16 protein-coding genes are annotated in these 17,519 nt (G+C 37.5%); 1 reads left to right on the top strand and 15 read right to left on the bottom strand.

The window, feature by feature from the left end; all coding sequences use genetic code 11:
- Nucleotides 1–130 precede the first annotated feature (130 nt).
- The 14 genes from GH715_RS09005 to gpr form a co-directional block, all read right to left on the bottom strand.
- Nucleotides 131–577, bottom strand: coding sequence for a GatB/YqeY domain-containing protein (locus GH715_RS09005; protein WP_153835115.1), 447 nt, complete (start codon nucleotides 575–577; stop codon nucleotides 131–133).
- Between the two features lie 18 nt (nucleotides 578–595).
- Complete coding sequence (gene rpsU / locus GH715_RS09000; protein ID WP_018931586.1) at nucleotides 596–772, bottom strand: 30S ribosomal protein S21; 177 nt, start codon at nucleotides 770–772, stop codon at nucleotides 596–598.
- Nucleotides 773–1,285: 513 nt separating this feature from the next.
- Nucleotides 1,286–2,623 (bottom strand): tRNA (N(6)-L-threonylcarbamoyladenosine(37)-C(2))-methylthiotransferase MtaB, encoded by a 1,338-nt coding sequence (mtaB, locus tag GH715_RS08995; RefSeq protein ID WP_153835114.1) that lies wholly within the window; start codon nucleotides 2,621–2,623, stop codon nucleotides 1,286–1,288.
- Between the two features lie 4 nt (nucleotides 2,624–2,627).
- Nucleotides 2,628–3,380, bottom strand: coding sequence for a 16S rRNA (uracil(1498)-N(3))-methyltransferase (locus tag GH715_RS08990; RefSeq protein ID WP_153835113.1), 753 nt, complete (start codon nucleotides 3,378–3,380; stop codon nucleotides 2,628–2,630).
- A gap of 4 nt (nucleotides 3,381–3,384) precedes the next feature.
- A complete protein-coding gene (gene prmA / locus GH715_RS08985) occupies nucleotides 3,385–4,335 on the bottom strand; it encodes a 50S ribosomal protein L11 methyltransferase (RefSeq protein WP_163578561.1) in 951 nt (316 codons plus the stop codon).
- Nucleotides 4,336–4,376: 41 nt separating this feature from the next.
- Nucleotides 4,377–5,504 (bottom strand): molecular chaperone DnaJ, encoded by a 1,128-nt coding sequence (gene dnaJ / locus GH715_RS08980; protein WP_163578560.1) that lies wholly within the window; start codon nucleotides 5,502–5,504, stop codon nucleotides 4,377–4,379.
- A 209-nt stretch (nucleotides 5,505–5,713) separates the two neighbouring features.
- On the bottom strand, nucleotides 5,714–7,549 hold the full coding sequence (dnaK, locus tag GH715_RS08975; RefSeq protein WP_153835111.1) for a molecular chaperone DnaK: 1,836 nt from the start codon (nucleotides 7,547–7,549) through the stop codon (nucleotides 5,714–5,716).
- A 30-nt stretch (nucleotides 7,550–7,579) separates the two neighbouring features.
- Nucleotides 7,580–8,152: a nucleotide exchange factor GrpE gene (gene grpE, locus GH715_RS08970; protein ID WP_153835110.1), complete on the bottom strand. Its 573-nt coding sequence runs from the start codon at nucleotides 8,150–8,152 to the stop codon at nucleotides 7,580–7,582.
- A gap of 114 nt (nucleotides 8,153–8,266) precedes the next feature.
- The gene (hrcA, locus tag GH715_RS08965) at nucleotides 8,267–9,289 is read right to left on the bottom strand and encodes a heat-inducible transcriptional repressor HrcA (RefSeq protein WP_153835109.1); all 1,023 of its coding nucleotides are present in this window, start codon (nucleotides 9,287–9,289) and stop codon (nucleotides 8,267–8,269) included.
- A 111-nt stretch (nucleotides 9,290–9,400) separates the two neighbouring features.
- Nucleotides 9,401–10,543, bottom strand: coding sequence for a radical SAM family heme chaperone HemW (gene hemW, locus GH715_RS08960; RefSeq protein WP_153835108.1), 1,143 nt, complete (start codon nucleotides 10,541–10,543; stop codon nucleotides 9,401–9,403).
- Nucleotides 10,544–10,605: 62 nt separating this feature from the next.
- Nucleotides 10,606–12,426 carry a translation elongation factor 4 gene (lepA, locus tag GH715_RS08955; RefSeq protein WP_153835107.1) on the bottom strand — a complete coding sequence of 607 codons (1,821 nt, stop codon included), beginning with the start codon at nucleotides 12,424–12,426 and terminating at the stop codon, nucleotides 10,606–10,608.
- Nucleotides 12,427–12,655: 229 nt separating this feature from the next.
- Nucleotides 12,656–12,973: a hypothetical protein gene (locus GH715_RS08950; protein ID WP_153835106.1), complete on the bottom strand. Its 318-nt coding sequence runs from the start codon at nucleotides 12,971–12,973 to the stop codon at nucleotides 12,656–12,658.
- 1 nt (nucleotide 12,974) lies between these two features.
- The gene (gene spoIIP / locus GH715_RS08945; RefSeq protein WP_153835105.1) at nucleotides 12,975–14,165 is read right to left on the bottom strand and encodes a stage II sporulation protein P; all 1,191 of its coding nucleotides are present in this window, start codon (nucleotides 14,163–14,165) and stop codon (nucleotides 12,975–12,977) included.
- Between the two features lie 74 nt (nucleotides 14,166–14,239).
- Nucleotides 14,240–15,331 (bottom strand): GPR endopeptidase, encoded by a 1,092-nt coding sequence (gene gpr / locus GH715_RS08940; protein ID WP_163578559.1) that lies wholly within the window; start codon nucleotides 15,329–15,331, stop codon nucleotides 14,240–14,242.
- A 171-nt stretch (nucleotides 15,332–15,502) separates the two neighbouring features.
- Between gpr and rpsT the strand changes: the two genes are divergently transcribed.
- Nucleotides 15,503–15,769 carry a 30S ribosomal protein S20 gene (gene rpsT / locus GH715_RS08935; RefSeq protein ID WP_018931573.1) on the top strand — a complete coding sequence of 89 codons (267 nt, stop codon included), beginning with the start codon at nucleotides 15,503–15,505 and terminating at the stop codon, nucleotides 15,767–15,769.
- A 686-nt stretch (nucleotides 15,770–16,455) separates the two neighbouring features.
- Here the strand turns inward: rpsT and holA are convergent.
- Nucleotides 16,456–17,493: a DNA polymerase III subunit delta gene (gene holA / locus GH715_RS08930; RefSeq protein WP_153835104.1), complete on the bottom strand. Its 1,038-nt coding sequence runs from the start codon at nucleotides 17,491–17,493 to the stop codon at nucleotides 16,456–16,458.
- Nucleotides 17,494–17,519 lie beyond the last annotated feature (26 nt).

Genomic DNA, 17,519 nt, shown 5'->3' with positions numbered 1-17,519 from the left:
ATCACTCCAGGAAGCACCACCACATTTAGTATAGAGCCCAATTTTTTAAACTTCCTATCCTTGTTAAAAAGACCCTTAACTTATTCAATAAGTCAAGGGTCTTATAGATGAATGAATTCATTTTGTCCGTTTATGATAAGTTCTTTTGAACCAATTGATTCACTCTTGAGCCTTCTGCTTTACCTTTTACTTTAGGCATAAGCGCACTCATTACTTTTCCCATATCTTTTTTTGATTGAGCTTGAACTTCCTCGATCGTCTGAACAACTATTTTCTCTAATTCTTCATCAGAAAGTTGTTCAGGCATATAAGCTTGTATTATGTTAATTTCATCTTCTAACTTGCTTACAAGATCTTCGCGTTCAGCTTCTTTAAATTCATGGAGGGAATCTTTTCTTTGCTTTAGCTCTCTCGCTAAAACAGTTAATTCTTCTTCTTCAGACAATGCGTCTTTCTGTAATTTAATGGCTTCATTTTGCATCGATGCTTTGACCATTCTAATTACACCTAATTTAACTTTATCTTTATCCTTCATCGCCTGCTTCATATCCTGGTTCAAAAGTTCAACGATTGCCATTATTTCATTACACCCTCTTTAAAATTTACGCTTTCTAGCTGCCTCCGATTTTTTCTTACGGCGAACACTAGGTTTTTCATAAAATTCACGCTTACGATATTCAGATAATGTACCAGATTTTGATACACTACGTTTAAAGCGACGAAGAGCATCTTCAAGTGACTCGTTTTTACGAACGCGAGTTGTGTTAGACATGCTAATTTCCCTCCCTCCGAAGCATCAACAAAATTAATCAAACATATGTATAGATACATATGTCTCTTTGCAATTATAATATACCAGTAAAAATAGGTCAACCGTTTTAATAAGAAAAACAGGCAAACCTCGCCCAATCCTTAGCACTAAATGCTAACTAGAACTACGATTTCTCTAGTAGCCATTTTGAAATATATCAATCACTTAACCGCCACTCCGGCGGCCCTTCGCTATTATCAGGCTCTACAACACTAGCATGAACTTATAGCGGAGACTAATTACGAAGACTCCTGCGGGAATAGCGCGAGCCGAAAATCCACTTTGCGAAGTGTTTTTCTTTGCAAAGTTAGTTGAGGCCGTGCACGCGGAAAGGGAAGTAATTAGTTGGAGCGTTGGGCAAACACATAAAATATGTCAAAATAACTAATTCGTTAAAACACGATCACTGCGCTGATTATATACTTTCTTGTCCTAGTAGAAAAACCGTAACAGAATACCTGTTATGGTTTTGGTTTAAACAGATAATGCGGTGTCATCCATTACTCGGACAAATTGACCTTCGTTATACGGATAACCTGCCTTTGTTATTTTCACGCGAACAATCTCACCGATCATATCTTTCGTACCTTCGAATTTAACTTTTAAATAGTTATCCGAATAACCTACCAACATATTCGGTTGATCAGCATCAAATGTTTCCTCAGGAATAACCTCGACCACTTCATTTTCATAATTTTTCGCATATGCTAATGCTTGTTCATTTGATTGGTCAATTAATGCTTGAACGCGACGATTTTTCACTTCATCATCTACTTGGTTGTCCATCCGTGCTGCAGGCGTACCAGTTCTTCTAGAGAAAGGGAACACGTGTAATTCTGAGTAACCAATTTCTTTGACAAAATTCATTGTCTCCTCGAATTCTTCCTCTGTTTCACCTGGAAATCCAACTATTACATCTGATGTTATCGCTAAATGTGGTAAGGCCTTTTGTATTTTGGCTACACGTTTTTTATAGAAATCTGTTGTATATTTACGACGCATTCTTTCCAATACAGTATCTGAACCTGATTGTAACGGAATATGAAGATGTGGTACTACTTTTTTAGAATCATCTAAAACCTCAATCACTTCGTCCGTAATTTGACTCGCTTCTATTGACGAAATACGGATTCGTTTTAAACCGTCTACTTTTGATTCTAGGTCACGTAATAGCTGTGCGAAGTTATAATCTTTCATGTCTTCTCCGTATCCAGCTGTATGAATACCTGTTAGAACAATTTCTTTATAACCCGCATCTACCAGTTGACGTGCTTGCTTCAGTACATTCTCTGGTTCTCTAGAGCGTAATAGTCCACGAGACCATGGGATAATACAAAACGTACAGAAGTTATTACATCCTTCTTGGATTTTTAGTGACGCACGTGTCCGATCTGAGAATTGAGGCACATCCATTTCTTCAAAAACACGATTTTTCATAATATTGGATACACCATTGATTGGTTGGCGGTGCTCTTGATGTTCTTCAATATATTGAATCATCTTACCGCGATCCTGTGTTCCTACAACAATATCAACACCTGGAATCTCCATAATCTCCCCTGGAGAGGTTTGAGCATAGCAACCTGTTACACAAACCACTGCTTCCGGATTGCTACGAATGGCACGACGAATTACTTGCCGGCTTTTTTTATCACCCGTATTGGTAACTGTACACGTATTGATAACATAAACATCGGCATGATGATCGAAATCTACTCGCTCATAACCTTCATTTTTGAATTTCTGCCATATACCTTCTGTTTCATAATGGTTTACTTTACAGCCTAATGTATGAAATGCTACTGTAGGCATTCCTTCACCTCATTTCTTCAAAGTAGTAAGATAAATTTGCAAGTACGTATAAAGGCGCTGTTTCTGTTCGTAAAATTCGTGGTCCAAGACGTATTGCCTGAAAGCCTGCATCCTTCAATCCATTTGCTTCATCTTCGCTAAATCCACCCTCTGGACCGATGCATATTATAATGGATTGACCTTCTTCTATTTGTGAAAAGTAGTTATGTAATTTGAACGACTTGTAATCACGCGTCGCCTCTTCGTAAGCAAAGAATTTCCAATCATAAGACGCACTTATGTCCTTTAATTCTTCGAATGTTACAACAGATTCAACTTTAGGAATTTTTGTGCGATGTGATTGTTCACTCGCTTCTTTCACGATTTTTTGCCATCTGGGTAGTTTTTTCTTCAGTTTTTTGTGATCCCATTTTACGACAGAACGGTCTGCTTGAAAAGGAATGAAATGTGTAGCTCCAAGTTCAGTCCCTTTCTGGAGAATTAATTCCCATTTATCACCTTTTGGCAAGCCTTGTACAATCGCAATGTCAATTGGTGGCTCCGATTCTTCCTGAAGCCACTCTTCAACAGTAGCTTCCACCACTGTTTCTTGAATTACATGGATCCGACATATCGCTGATTGTCCGTCATAACGATTGGCAATCAATGTATCTCCTTCTTCCATCCGCATAACATGAACAATATGATGATAATCGTCTGCCACAATTTGTATTTTGTCTTCCTGCCAGTTATCTTTTTCTATAAAATAACGTTGCATCCCTTTACCTACTTTCTTCAGGCTTTTGGGCAATTATTGAAATCCAATCTTCCATCTGATTGATTTCTAAAATGTTAAATCCCGCAGTTACTAAACCTTCCTTAACATCCTGCTTTTTCTTTTGAATAATACCAGAAGTAATAAATACTCCACCTGGTTTCAATCGTTCAAAAGCATCATTTTCAAAACGCAAAATGATTTCAGCCAAGATATTTGCTACGATAATATCTGCTGCTTCCGTAACATTTTCTAGTAAATTATTCTGCTTTACTTTGACTTTGCTATCCACTTTATTTACTTTGACGTTTAACTTGGTGCTTTGAATAGCTACTTCGTCTAAGTCGTAGGCAAAAACCTGTTCTGCACCTAATAATACGGAGGCAACACTTAACACACCTGAACCACATCCTACATCAAGTACAGTGTCCCCCTCATTAATGAATCTCTCAAGTGCTTGAATGCTTAGTACGGTTGTCGGGTGGGTACCTGTACCAAATGCCATACCTGGATCTAACTCTATGATGAGTTCATCTGTGGAGACAGGCTGATAATCTTCCCAAGTTGGTGTTATCGTTACCCGTTCTGAAATTTTCGCTGGTTTATAATACTTTTTCCAAGCAGTTGCCCATTCTTCTTCATTTACTTCACTGAGGGTTATCTTATTTAAACCAATATCTATATCATATAGAAGTAGATTATTAATCGCTTGCTTGATCTCAGATACTGTTTCACCTAGGAAACTATTAACAGGAAGATATGCTTTTAAACGAACCCCCTCTTCAGGGTAATCATCAGGATTTAGATCATATATTTCACCATAAATGCTTTCACGTTCCTTCTCTAAATCCTGACGATCTTCAATGACAACACCACTGGCACCTGCTTCATGAATAATGTTGGAGATCGGTTCAATCGCTTCATTTGTCGTATAGATACACAGCTCTGTCCACTTCACACAGATCAACTCACTTTATATTAATTTTCATCAAGGATTGCTTATTCTCCCTTAAAAGCACGTTTTACGCGTTGGAAGAACGAATTTTCATGTTCATCGGTCGGTTGGTTACCACTAATTTCATTGAATTCTCTTAATAATTCCTTCTGACGGTCACTTAAGTTAGTCGGTGTAATCACACGGATTTTAATATGCTGATCACCATGACCATATCCTCTAACATTCGGAGCACCTTTTCCTTTTAAGCGGAATGTTTTACCAGTTTGTGTACCAGCTGGAACCTTAAGTTTCACTTTACCATGTAGTGTTGGAACCTCAATTTCATCTCCAAGTGCAGCTTGTGCAAAGGTTATAGGCATTTCACAGAAAATATGATCGCCTTCACGTTGATAGAATTCATGTTCTTTTACTTGAATAATAACATATAAATCCCCAGCTGGCCCACCGTTCACACCAGGTTCACCTTGACCTGCAACGCGAATTTGCTGACCATCATCAATACCTGCAGGAATACTAAGATGAATTTTCTTGCGAGTCTTGACCTTACCTTGGCCACCACACGTTGTACATTTATCTTTAATCATTTTACCGCTACCTTGACAATGGTGACATACACGTCTATTAACTACTCTACCAAAAGGCGTGTTTTGCTCAACATTTAACTGGCCGCTACCATTACAATGACTACAAGTTTCTGGAGTAGTACCAGGCTTTGCTCCTGAACCATTACATGTTGTACAGTCTTCCTCTTTAGGGATGTGGATATCTGTCTCTTTTCCAAAAATGGCATCTTCAAATTCTAATGTCATCGAATATTGTAGGTCGTTTCCTTGGCGCGGGGCATTCGGATCTCTTCTGCGACCACCACCACCGAAGAACATATCAAAGATATCTCCGAATCCACCGAAGTCTTCTGCGCCTCCGAAACCACCAAAGCCACCCTGACTTTGTGGACCGGCATGACCAAATTGGTCGTATTGAGCTCTTTTTTGTTCATTACCTAATACTTCATAAGCTTCTTTTACTTCCTTGAATTTCTGATCTGTGCCTTCTTCTTGATTAACGTCTGGGTGATATTTTCTTGCAAGTTTACGGTACGCTTTTTTTATTTCTTCTTTTGAAGCATCCTTGGATACACCAAGTACTTCATAATAATCTCGTTTACTCACTGACTGATCACACTCCCGCTCGTTTATTGCATAAACATTATCATAACATTGATTGATAAAGATAAGCAAACATTACTTGTTAGACACTAAGTATCATAAAGTAGCGTCCGTTGTTAAATAAGAATTTTAAAAATTGACTATTTCATGGAAAAAGCCAAAGCCATGTATTACTGACTTTGACTTTCCAAACTTAGATTTTTAATCTATTTTTATTTTTTATCTTCATCGTCCATTTCTTCGTAGTCTGCGTCTACTACATCTTCTGCTTGCTGTTCATCTGCTCCTGCGGTATCACCGTTAGCCTGTGCTTGTTGTTGAGCTTGCTCATAAAGCTTCATGGAAAGAGCTTGAACCTCTTGTTCTAGAGCTTCTTTCTTCGCTTTAATTTGTTCCTGATCATTGTCCTCTAATGCCTTTTTCAGTTCATCTTTTGCTGTTTCTGCTTTTTGTTTTTCTTCGTCAGAAACATTGTCGCCAAGATCTTTTAACGTTTTATCCGTTTGGAAAACCAATTGATCTGCTTCATTACGCAATTCTATTTCTTCACGACGCTTTTTATCTTCTTCAGCATTTTCTTCTGCTTCCTGTACCATTTTTTCAACTTCTTCATCAGAAAGTCCCGAAGAAGATTTAATCGTAATAGACTGCTCTTTATTTGTACCTAAATCTTTTGCACGAACATTTACGATACCATTGGCATCAATGTCGAATGATACTTCGATTTGAGGTACTCCACGTGGTGCTGGTGGAATATCAGTTAGTTGGAAACGACCAAGTGTTTTGTTATCTTGTGCCATTTCACGTTCACCTTGTAATACATGAATATCAACAGCTGTTTGATTATCCGCTGCAGTTGAGAATACTTGTTGTGCACTAGTTGGGATTGTTGTATTACGTTCGATAAGTTTTGTTGTTACACCACCCATAGTTTCAATACCTAGTGATAATGGAGTAACGTCAAGTAATACCACGTCTTTTACGTCACCTTGTAATACCCCACCTTGGATAGCCGCTCCAAGTGCTACAACTTCATCAGGATTTACACCTTTAGATGGGTCCTTGCCAATCTCTTTTTTAATAGCTTCTTGTACTGCCGGAATACGTGTTGAACCACCAACAAGCAATACTTTATCAATTTCACTTGCAGTAAGATCAGCATCTTTTAATGCTTGACGAGTTGGTCCCATTGTTTTTTCCACAAGTCCTGCAGACAGCTCATCGAACTTCGCGCGAGTAATGTTCATTTCTAAGTGCAACGGACCAGCATCTCCAGCTGTAATAAATGGAAGAGATACTTGTGTTTGAGCTACACCAGAAAGATCTTTCTTCGCTTTTTCAGCAGCATCTTTCAAACGTTGAAGTGCCATTTTATCTTGTGAAAGGTCTATACCATTTTCTTTCTTGAACTCTTCTACCATGTGGTCAATTAATACTTGGTCAAAGTCATCTCCACCAAGACGGTTGTCTCCGGCTGTGGAAACTACTTCAAATGTACCTTCGCCAATGTCTAGGATAGACACGTCAAATGTACCACCACCAAGGTCATATACGAGTACTGTTTGATCTTCTTCTGCTTTATCAATACCATATGCTAATGCTGCTGCAGTAGGCTCATTAATAATACGCTCTACTTCAAGACCGGCAATTTTACCAGCATCTTTTGTCGCTTGACGTTCAGCATCATTAAAGTAAGCTGGAACAGTGATAACTGCTTTATCTACTGTGTCGCCTAAATAATCTTCTGCATATGATTTTAAATGTTGTAAAATAATTGCAGAAATTTCTTGAGGCGTATATTCTTTCCCTTCAATCTCTACTTTATAATCTGTCCCCATATGACGTTTAATCGATTGAATTGTGTTTGGGTTGGTAATAGCTTGACGCTTTGCTACTTCCCCAATTTGACGTTCTCCATTTTTGAATGAAACAACAGAAGGGGTTGTACGGTTACCTTCAGGGTTTGGAATAACCTTTGATTCGCCACCTTCCATTACAGCTACACATGAGTTAGTTGTACCTAAGTCAATACCAATAATTTTTCCCATTTTCAACATCCTCCTTCACAACGTATGTAATTACTGATTAACTTTCACCATTGCTGGTCTGATTACGCGGTCCTTTAATTGGTACCCTTTTTGCATCGTCTCAACAATTTGGTTTGATTCATAACCTTCTTCTTCTACTTGCATTACTGCTTGGTGTATATTCGGATCAAAAGTTTGACCATCTGTTTCAATCTCCGTTACACCTTCGTTTTCCAATACTGTCTTCAATTGTCGGTAGACCATTTCTAGACCTTCGACAACACCTTTTGCTGCTTTATCTTCAATTTCTACTTGAAGTGCTCGCTCGAAATTATCTAAAACCGGTAATAGTTCAGTTACTACCGATTGTGATTTGTATTTTAGGTCTGCTTCTTTTTCTTTCTTGGTACGTTTTCTAAAGTTATCATATTCTGCTTGCACACGAAGAAGTCGATCTTGCAACTCATTTTTCTCTTGTTGCAATTTTTTAAATTCTTCATTACTTACTGTTACTTCTTCAGATTCTGCTGATTCCTCTTCTGTAACAAGCTCTTGTTCAGCATCTTCAACCACTTCTTCTTTCATATCTTCTTGTTCTTGTTGTTGTACGTCTTTTTCTTCCATCCCTGTCACCTCCTAAAATAAAGCCATTGTATAGCAAAACACATTTTTACTAAATAATCAAATTTTATACACACACGAGAAAAGAGTACGGGATCGCACCATACCCTTCTCGTATTAGTACCACGAATTGAATTTTTGACTTAATCTGCTTGATAAAACATTCAATATGGATACAACTCTTGAATATTCCATTCTTGTCGGTCCAAGCAATGCAATCGTTCCGAGTTGTTCATCACCTAACGAGTATGTTGCGGTAATCAGGCTACAGTCCTGCATTGCAGCCAATTCATTTTCCTGTCCAATCGACACTTTAATTCCTTTACCAGACGTTCTGAGCAGATGGGCAATTTGATCTTCTTTTTCCATCACGGAATAAAGAGATTGAATCTTGTCAATGTCATGAAATTCTGGCTGTAACATGATATTGGTTTTTCCATCCATGTAAAGTTTTACAGGCTGTTTCTCCAATAAAGCTTCTTTCAAATAGGCATAAGTTGCTTCAAAATCAGAACTATAACGTTGCAACATTTGGGCTACTTCGCCATACAGTTTCTGTTGCAGATGTACAATCGGCACGCCAGCCAAGCGATCATTTAAAATATTCACCAGTTTCTCTAAATCTACAGTTTGCATTGTTGTTGGTACATTGAAATAGCGATGTTCCACATGTCCTGTATTAGTGACCAATATAGCAACTGCTGTATGTTCAGATAAACTGATAATCTGGATTTGCTTTAATGTTGTTTCAAAAACTTCCGGTCCTAAAATGATCGAAGTATAGTTCGTTAAATCTGATAAAACGCGTGCTGATTTTTGTACAACTTTTTCGAATTCGATCATTTCCCGTTCAAATGTCCGTTGTATCATACCCATATCTTGATTCGATAAACGAAATGGTGACATTAAGTTATCTACATAAAAACGGTATCCTTTCTCGGATGGTACACGTCCAGAGGAAGTATGGGTCTTTTCAATAAAACCTAACTCCTCTAAGTCTGCCATTTCATTTCGAATCGTGGCAGGACTAAAAGAAATGTCTTCCTTCTTTGCGATAGCCCTTGATCCAATCGGTTGTGCCGTCTGGATGAACTCATCAATAATAACCTGCAAAACTTGTATCTGTCTCTCTGTAAGCATCGATGATCACCTCTGTTAGCACTCTGAAACCTTGAGTGCTAAATCTAATAATAAATTATCAAATACCACTAAAAATGTCAATCAGGAAACTCATATTTAATTTGACCTTTATTAAATATCTCTGTCCAATAAAAAGGATTGAAATACCTCATTACCAAATGGCTTTCCTTCTTCGGTTAATTTAATAAACGTAGTATTACGATTAATCCATCCTTTTGCCTCAAGCTGAGCTAACTCATCACCATACACTTCTTCTATACTCACTTGGTATTTTTCCTCGAATTTTGGAATCGATACTCCTTCACTTTTCCTTAAGCCTAGGAACATCTCCTCTTCGATTTGTTCCTTTTTCCCGATTTTTTCTACATGAAGAACTGGTTTTCCTGTTTCATTAGCTGCCTCCACATATGTCGGAAATGGACGGATATTAATAATCCTTTCACCTGGTAAATACCCGTGTGAACCAGCACCAAATCCATAATAGTAATCATTATTCCAATAAGTTAAATTATGTTTGCTCTCAAAACCAGGTTTGGCAAAGTTGCTGATTTCATATTGCTCGATCTCCTTATTTCTCATTTCTCTACGCAGTAACTCATACATATCCGCTTCTATTTCTTCTGGCGGCTTAGTTAGCGTTCCCTTCTTATATCGCTGATAAAAGATGGTTTTCGGCTCAATCTGTAATGAATAAGCAGAGTAATGAGGCAGATCAAACTGTAGTGCCTCATCCAACGTTTTCTCAAAATGTTCTATCGTCTGGTTTGGCAGACTATACATTAAATCGATACTAATATTGTCGATGCCTACCTTTATCAAGTCATTCACATTCTGATAAACATCTTTCACACGGTGCAGTCTCCCCAACTGCTCCAACATCTCGTCATCAAACACTTGCACCCCCATCGAAATCCGATTAACTCCATGGTCTTTTAAAATACGTATTTTATCTTCCGTTAAATCACCAGGATTTGCTTCAAATGAATATTCTTCTACACTGGCAACATCAAAATAAAAATCAATCATTTTCACCAGTTTCGTTAATTGACGGTTATTCAATGCCGTTGGTGTTCCTCCACCAACAAAAATAGTTTTCATTTTCTTTTTTGATTCTTGTATATTCGTTTTTATTTCATTCTCTAATGCAATTAAATAATCATCTGCCATCTTTTCTTCATAAAAGAACTTGGTAAAATCACAATAATGGCAAATCTTTTCGCAAAACGGAATGTGAATATATACAGACGATACCATGCTTTCTCCCCCTTCCACGTACGGTAAAAACCCTTGCCAATTGACAAGGGTTTAACATTTGTCTAATCATCATCCATTTTAAGTACGGCCATAAAGGCTTCCTGAGGAACTTCGACAGAACCAACCATTTTCATTCGTTTCTTACCTTCTTTTTGTTTCTCTAGAAGCTTCCGTTTACGGGATATATCCCCACCGTAACATTTACTTAACACGTTTTTACGCATTGCCTTAATATTTGTTCTTGCGACTATCTTATTACCAATTGCCGCTTGGATCGGGACCTCAAACTGTTGCCTAGGTATTAACGTCTTTAATTTATCAGCGATTTGCTTGCCACGTTCAAAAGCAAAACCACGGTGTACAATAAAGGACAATGCATCGATAGTATCACCATTTAGTAAAATATCCATTTTCACCAAGTCTGATACTTTATACCCTACCATTTCATAATCAAATGATGCATACCCTTTCGTCTGTGATTTTAATTGATCAAAAAAGTCATAGACAATCTCAGACAATGGAATTTCATAGACAACATTGACACGATTATCATCTAAGTATTGCATATCCTGAAATTCACCACGTTTTTTCTGGCAGATTTCCATCACTGGTCCAACAAAGTCGTTAGGCACCATAATCGTCGCTCGAACAAATGGTTCTTGAACTTCTTGTACCGATTGATTATCCGGCATAAATGAAGGATTATCAATATCAACTTCTTCTCCGTCTGTCTTCACAACCTTATAAATAACACTTGGCGCTGTCGTGATTAAATCTATACCAAACTCACGCTCAATACGTTCTTGGATAATTTCCATATGCAGTAGCCCTAAGAAACCACAACGGAATCCAAAACCTAATGCTTGCGAAGTCTCTGCTTCATATTGCAATGAAGAGTCATTTAACTCCAAACGTTCAAGAGCTTCTCGTAAATCATTATATTTATCTGCATCAACAGGATAAAGACCACAGAATACCATTGGATTTAGTCGACGATAACCTGGTAATGGCTCAGGTGCTGGATTGTTTGCCAATGTAATCGTATCCCCAACGCGAGAATCACCTACATTTTTAATCGATGCGGTTAAATACCCTACATCTCCTACTGTTAGTTGATCTTGTTGAACTGGCTTCGGATTAAATACTCCAACTTCATTGACCTCAAATTCTTTACCCGTTGCCATCATTTTAATTTTATCTCCTACTTTAACTGATCCTTCTTTCACACAAATATATGCAATAACACCTCGATATGGATCATATAAAGAATCAAATATTAGTGCTTTTAATGGCTCATCAGGATTACCTTCTGGGGCAGGAATTTTTTCAACAATTTGGTCAAGTATTTCATCGATACCTATACCTGACTTCGCACTAGCTAGAATAGCTTCATCACCATCAATCCCAATCACATCTGTAATTTCTTGTTTTACACGTTCAGGATCAGCACTTGGCAAATCAATTTTATTAATAACCGGGATAATTTCCAAATCGTTATCTAATGCTAAGTAAACATTCGCCAATGTTTGTGCTTCAATGCCTTGTGCAGCGTCCACCACTAATATCGCACCTTCACATGCTGCAAGGCTTCTTGATACTTCATATGTAAAATCGACATGCCCTGGTGTATCAATTAAGTGAAAAAGGTATTCATCCCCACCACCGCGATCATATTTCAATTGAACAGCATTTAGCTTAATGGTAATTCCGCGTTCACGTTCTAAATCCATCGCATCTAAAAATTGTTCTTTCATCTCACGAGACGTCAATGCTTTTGTTTTTTCCAAGATTCGGTCAGCTAACGTTGATTTTCCGTGATCAATATGTGCAATTATGGAAAAATTACGTACTTTGCTTTGATTTCTAATGTTCGTCAATGTCATTCAACTCCTATGTTCGACCACAATACTAGCATTGATTATAGCAGTGAAAACGTGGATGTTCAACAGAAATATCCAATAAGAATTTATCATGGTGCTATTCGTCTGTAATACCCACACTTTAAGATGCAGGTAACATAAGGAAGCTTAATCAGGAATTACAGACGCTAATACCATAATAAATTCAGCTTATGATCAAATGGTCGTTGATCATAGTTTCACCTATTTACAATTAAAAAATGCCATCCACTACTGTATAGGTAACATCGACAATTTGATCGAAAATAACTTTGACGATTTTTTCACCTTCACCTGCTGCCGAGTGTAAAAAGGTAGGTTCAGCTTTCTCATTTACCTGTACGTCTCTTTCCACTTCTTCAATAATTTTATCTCTATCTACTACCTCAACTTCCTTCTCTTCTACAGGTTCATTAATTACCTCTTCTTGAGGATAACTGACTGCTTCGCGCCCTTCTGACCGATCAATACCAATGTACATCCCTAACGAAAAAACTAGTGTTAACAACAATAGATAAAAGAAGTACTTCACCCTATTCATCCTCCCCACTTGATCCCGAAACTTTTTCTGCATCCCAGTAATATTCACTGAATATTTCTGCAAAAACTTCTGTGGTGTTATACAACTCTTCCATTGTGTTATCGACCCCGCCAACTTCTATCGTCAAAGCATTTTCAGAGACATCTTGGTTATATACACCATTTCTGCCTGCACCACCATACATCTCTACCCCTCGACTTAAGCCATAATATTTTTCATCCAGTAATGCGTGTAGTTTCTCTGCTAAGGCATAGTTCTTTTCATAATTTGGATTGTCTCCACCTATTACAAACATAATCTTGGCATAAGATTTCCCATCAATTTCAATAGTTGTTAAGTCTTTACGGATGCTATCACGATGTAAATCAAACACAAAATTCACATCTTTATTGTCCGTCAGTGCTGCTTCGATCACATCTTTAGATGCTCTATAGGAATCCGAGGAATAATTCCAACCTTTTTCATTTAGGATTGCACCAATATCAGCATCTTCCACTTCAGCTCCTATTCCATGGCGTTTTAAATCCTTTGCAAGCTGGTCACTGACTTTGGTGATATTTACTTCATGATGGAAGGCATCATCTGGTTCATCTGCATCAGGCAAGTAAGGTAAAAATGATTCACGATTATGGGTGTTATATATATAAACAACATCCTTGTCACCTGTTGTTTTTTCTTGTTCTTCAACAGGTTTTTCCTCATCTTTTTCCTCAGGTGTTGTCGCTTCTCTTTCCTCTAAAACGATATCGAGTGGCGGTGTTGATTCAACCGTTAAGTTCGTATAATCGGTTCCCTCACCTGCAATTAAGATTTCCCGATCATACATTTCAAAACCAGGAAGCTCCCTTCCTAATAAGCTTCTGACATCATGCATTCTGACATTCGTCCCTAATTCAAAAACTACTTTCCACATATCAATTGGAGTTTGGTCTTCTGGAAGTGCTTCTTTAAAGATGCGATTTTCCATCATCATTAAAGATAAGAAATGGACTTCTGTTATATTGTTCGTCCATTTCTTGACAGTATTAGAAGCAACACGATAATTTGGATCAATACTTGTAAACATACCTACTAAAATAAACATTGCAAAAAACGCGGTAACAAATCCCGATATAATGATTAATAATTTATGTTTTGAAAATAAAAACACACGTTTTTTTTGTAATCGATTAGGGCGTTGCATAATAGTTCTCCTTTCTATCTCCTCTATCATATCTAGTAAATACTATGATGATTCGATAGAAAGTAGAACTTATTTTACCTTGTATAATTAGCAAAATTTTTAATATTAACATTTTCATGCATTGCTGCATTCAATGATTCTGCTAATAAATGAGCCATATCCTTTATATATCCGTCTATTTCCTTAGGAGTTACCATTAAATTGTGTCCTAGAGGAGTCAGCACTTCTTGCATTAATGCACGCTTCTCTTGTTCATCTAATGCACCAATCATGCCAAATATTTTTTCTCTTTTTTCTATAGGTGGTAAATCTTCATCCGATAGAGAGCGCTCACCAAAATTTAATCCTGCCGGTGTCAATGATTTAGAAGGTTCATCTTTTTCTCGCCACTCTTTACCAATATGTTTTAACACATAATCAATAGCATCGCTTGTAATAGTAACCGCATCAACTACAGTTGGCACACCGATAGCAAAAACAGGTACACCTAACGTCTCTTTACTTAATTCTTTTCGCTTATTGCCAACTCCTGAACCTGGATGTATACCTGAATCTGATAATTGTATCGTTGCATTCACTCTCTCAATAGAACGAGATGCAAGAGCATCAATAGCAATTACAAAGCCTGGTTTATATTTCTCGATGACACCTTTAATAATATCGCTCGTTTCAATGCCAGTCACTCCCATTACACCTGGGCTAATAGTCGCTACTTTACGATAGCCATCTTGTACATACTGCGGTTCGTGAACAAATAAATGATTCGTAACAAGTACTTTATCCATTGCCAGCGGACCTAATGCATCAGGTGTTACGTTACGATTTCCTAAACCTACGATTAATCCCGAAGCATCTTTTGCAACATCATTTTTATCCATTAATTCAAGTAATTGTTTCGTTACTACTTTTGCTGTTTCTTCTTGGGATTTTGTATCTTGTTGTTTTATTGCATTAGAATAAATTGTATGGTAGGAACCTGGATTCTTCCCTATCGCTTCTGCGCCTTTCCCGTCGACTTCAACGTTTGTTACTTCTATATTTCCAATTTTCTTCTCACTTATGGTTACTCCTGGTATTTGTTGTTCTTTTTTTTCTTCTTTCTCAACATACATATCTTTTGCTTCTACCGCTAGATCTGTTCTTACTTCGAATGATTGATCTTTCACAAACAAACCTCCTCATGGATTTTTGTATAGTTTTACCGACTAGTTCGAAAAGATACACGGAGGAATATTCCTTTGTAACAACAATTTTTATTGAAAACTTGTTAAAGCTTTGGTAAAATGTCATTTGACCTAACTTAAGATAGGGTAAGAAGCAAGATGGAGGTGAAGACATTGGCTAATATTAAATCAGCAATTAAACGTGTTCGTGTGAATGATGATCACCGTCAACAAAATCAAACCGTTAAAGCAGATATGCGTTCACATATTAAGAAAGTGGAAGCATTAGTAGCAAGCAATGATGTTGAAAATGCAAAGGCTGCACTTGCAACTGCAGTGAAGAAAATTGACAAAGCCGTACAAAAAGGACTTATCCACCAAAACAAAGGTAACCGTCAAAAATCTCGCTTAGCACAAAAAGTAAACGGACTAAGCGCATAATAAAAAACCACAACAGAGCAAACTGTTGTGGTTTTTTATTATCAGAAAAGATTGAGTACACTATCCATATACTGTGAAGTAACTTTCTTGAGGTTCTGCTCTGTTCATCCTCCCGTAGAGAGTACACCGTATACCGCTCCGGCAGAATACTGCGCTTTCCGTGGGCTCGGCTTCAGCTAACTTTGCAAAGGAAACCACTTTGCAAAGTGGATCTTCAGCTCTCGCTGTCCCACAGGAGTCTCCGTATTCTACCTACGCTATTTTTGTTCTCTGATTATAGAAAGAAATGAACTCATGGAACTAAACTATTTTGTTTTAATACAATACTAATCTGCTGTGAATCTCCCCCTTTAGCATAGTCGCACCCTATGCTACATATGGTGGAGAAATCGATTGGTTGATTTCGGATAAGTGTTGTGGAGTATATCTAACGAAGGCCGCCCGCTTTCACTCCTGTGGGACCTGTTTGACCTGAAGATCCACTTTTTCGAGCGGTTTTGGCTCGAAAAAGTTAGCTGAAGGGCAAACCCCACGGAAAGGGAAGTGGGCAGCCGGAGTGGTAGTTATCATCACGATACATTTCAAAATTATGTTTTAGATTACCGCACATCTAATTAATACACTACTTCGAACAAACAAATTTTTATTACTTCGCAGTTTGTATTTTCTTGGAATCAACAACCTTCTTAAGACACAATCTTCCTTTTGGAAATTAGTCGGTATAGTAACAATTCAAAGGCTAGTGATTTATCCATTTGGCCGGATTTTATTTGTGCATCCGTTTCGGTTAGGAGATCAATCGCTTCTTTCAATTCTTTAGTCTGAAATTTACTTTGGCGCTGAATCGATAACTTCGCAACATATGGATGAATTTTGAGCTGACTTGCCATTTGCTGTTGCGTATAACCTTTTTGCTTCAATAATTTCACATGCAACAACGTCCTGAATTGTGATGCCACAAGTGCAATCAAAGCAATTGGATCCTCGTTCATTTTTTCTAAATCTTTCGTGATATCAATAGCTTTCGCCAAATCGTTCGCCATAATAGCATCCATTAATTTCAAGGCTGAACTGTTCTCTTGACTAGATAACAATAATTCCGCATCTTCTAGTCTGATTGCATTTCCTTCTCCTACATATAAGGCAAGCTTTTCCATTTCAGAATGGATAATCATCAAGTTAGTTCCAATTTCGTTAATAAAATATGTCATCACTTCGTCAGATATGGATACGCCATGCTCTTTTGCAATTGTACCGATCACTTCTTGAATATTCCATTCCTTCAACGGTTCGCACGCAACAGTTTTGGCGGCTTTCTTAAGTTGTTTAACAACCTTTTTCCGCTCGTCCACCTTTTCATAAGGGGCGATTATTACTAATACAGAATATGGTGCAGGATTTTGTATATAATCAATTAATACTTCAGGCTGATGTTCGATTTCTGATTTAGCAGGTTTTGCCTTTAAAAAATCTGCATTTGTAGCAATTATTATCTTTCTTTCCCCTAGGAAAGGAAATGTTTCTGCATCTGTCACTACTTCCTGAATCGATATTTCTTCTAGGTCATAGATAGACAAATTCGTATCCTGTTCCTCTTGTTCCACACCATTTGAAATTAAGGCCTGTTTTAACGCTTCAATCATATAGGTTTCAGTTCCATGAAAATAATAAACAGGAGCGATTTTTCCTTTCTTCATTTCTTCGATACATGCCAAATAACTCATTCACTCATCTCCAAATATGTAACTTA

This window comes from Gracilibacillus thailandensis (genome assembly GCF_010994055.1).
Lineage (GTDB): Bacteria > Bacillota > Bacilli > Bacillales > Amphibacillaceae > Gracilibacillus > Gracilibacillus lacisalsi.
The sequence above is the reverse complement of the archived record's forward strand: the minus strand, read 5'-3'. Positions and strand labels throughout refer to the sequence as shown.